The sequence below is a fragment of the Mesorhizobium sp. M8A.F.Ca.ET.021.01.1.1 genome (assembly GCF_003998025.1).
Classification (GTDB): domain Bacteria; phylum Pseudomonadota; class Alphaproteobacteria; order Rhizobiales; family Rhizobiaceae; genus Mesorhizobium.
Genome location: NZ_RZSJ01000806.1, coordinates 1 through 2,121 on the forward strand (window position 1 = coordinate 1; position 2,121 = coordinate 2,121).

Annotated in this window: 1 protein-coding gene and 1 pseudogene; both read right to left on the reverse strand. The window is 66.9% G+C overall.

Annotation, left to right across the window (positions count from 1 at the left end; all coding sequences use genetic code 11):
• Positions 1-616: pseudogene (locus tag EOA36_RS34140) on the reverse strand (sensor histidine kinase); the annotation flags it as partial.
• Positions 617-946: 330 nt separating this feature from the next.
• A partial coding sequence (locus tag EOA36_RS34150; RefSeq protein ID WP_281040107.1) for an ATP-dependent helicase C-terminal domain-containing protein occupies positions 947-2,121 on the reverse strand: 1,175 nt, incomplete at its 5' end.

Genomic DNA, 2,121 nt, shown 5'->3' on the forward strand with positions numbered 1-2,121 from the left:
TGAGCTGCAGCCACAATTCGGTGGCGGCCAGGGCGTTGGCCAGAAGCCGGGCCTCGGCGGCCACCCGAAAGGCGTACATGGCGGTGAAGGCGATGGACGACAGCACCGCCATCCACATGCCTGCAACATACACGAAGGGCATGGCCAGCGGCGCGTCCTCATGCCAGGGCAGCGGCAGATGGCGGAAGACCAGCAAGGTCGCCGCTATCATCACCAGCCCACCAAGGATGGCGGTGAGCCGAAGGGGAAGCGACGTCGCCGAAATGACGACCGGCACGGTCATCAGCAGCGAGAACGGGTTGGTCAGGCCACCGGTCATGTAGAGCAGGCCGGCAAGCTGCAGGCTGTCGAAGATCAGGATGCCGAAGGCGGCGAACGGGGTGAGTCTATGCGCGGCCGGAAACCGGAAGGCCAGAAACAGGTTCATCCAGGCCGAACAGGCGACCAGCGCAAAACACAGGCTGACCGGCAGCGGGAATTTCAGGCCGTAGGCGACGACAAGAACCGTCAGGCTCTGGCCGACAATGGCAAGCCAGCGCAGCCGGATCAGCGTGTTGAGGCGCAGCCGCTGGCTCTGCTGGAAATCGGGCGTGTTCAGGATGTTGATCATGGCCATGGATTACAGCCGCGGGATGGACAGCGCTAGTAGCGGCGCAAAGGGACATTCGGGATTGGCCGAGGCCTCAAAACTTCGTCATCCCAGGGCGGAGCAGGAGCGTAGCTCCGTCGCGGAGACCCTGGGATCCATTCCGTGACCTTCGACCTGGTGCGGCTGGGCAGGATTCCGCGCCGACGTAGCCACCTTGAAGTCGCGGCATAGATCCTCGGGTCTGCGCCGCGTCGCTACGCTCCTTGCTTCGCCCGTGGATGACGAAGTGATTGATGCTTTCGCGAAATTTTCGAGGGAAGTCCCGCTGACCCAAGCGGCCCGCCAAAGCGCCCATGGCTAGGTCCCGCGCGGTTTGGCGCGGGCGGTCGCGGCGGCGAGCAGCGGATTCTCCGGCCAGACATGCTTGGGATAGCGGCCGCGCATGTCGGCGCGCACATCGGCCCAGGAGCCGCGCCAGAAGCCGGGCAGGTCGCGCGTCGTCTGGATCGGCCGGTGCGCGGGGGACAACAGTTCGAGTGTCAACGGCACGGTGCCGTTGGCGATCGAAGGATGGCGGTCGAGGCCGAACAGTTCCTGGACGCGGACCGCCAGAACCGGCCATTCGCCGTCATAGCGGATCGGCACGTGACTGCCCGACGGGACGTCGAAATGGGTCGGCGCCAGCGCATCGACCTTGCGCTGCAGGTCATGCGGCACGAGCGACGACAGCCCGGCCGGGATCACACCAGCATCGATGGCAGCCAGGGACGCCGCACCGGACAGAAACGGCAGCAGCCAGTCATCGAGGCGCTCGATGAGCGTTTCATCCGACATGTCTGGCCAGGGCGCGCCTAAGCCCTTGTGAAGCCAGGACAGCCGCTGGCGCAGCGTCTGGGCCTCCTTGCTCCAGGTCAAAAGGGAAAGCCCATGCTCGCGCAACGCCTCAAGAATAGCGCGGTCGGCATCGGCGCCGACCGGCGCCGGCAGCATACGTTCGGCGAGTGTGATGGCGCCGAGGCGCACGGTTTCGCGCACCCGCACGGCGCGGCGCTCGCGATCGAAACTCGTCTGCCTGCGCGTTTCGATCTTGCCGCCAAGGGCTGACCGGATATCCTCCTCGCTGATTGCCGCCGCCGCCGTGATGCGGGCATTCTGCGCCTTGCCCTGGAGGTCGGCGACGACCAGAAAGGGTTCGCCCGCCAACGGATCGGCGGCGTCGAGCATGGCGCCGGAGCCATTGGCCAGCACGAAACGGCCGCGCTCGCCGCGCGCCTTGGCGACGCGGTCCGGCCAGGCATGGATGAGCAGGGTCCCGGCGTGAACAGCTCCGCTGGTCTTCGCATCGCCGACCTGCCTGGCCAGGCGCTCGGCAAGCTGGCGCGCCGACGTGGCACGTGGCGATTTCTCGCCGCGAAAGCGCATCAGCCTCCGTTCGAGATCGGCACCGTCGCCGCCAAGGCCGCGTTCGGTGAGCAACACCGCAAGCATGGCCGCCTCGCCGGCATGACCGCTGCCGGCGAGGCGGCCATGCT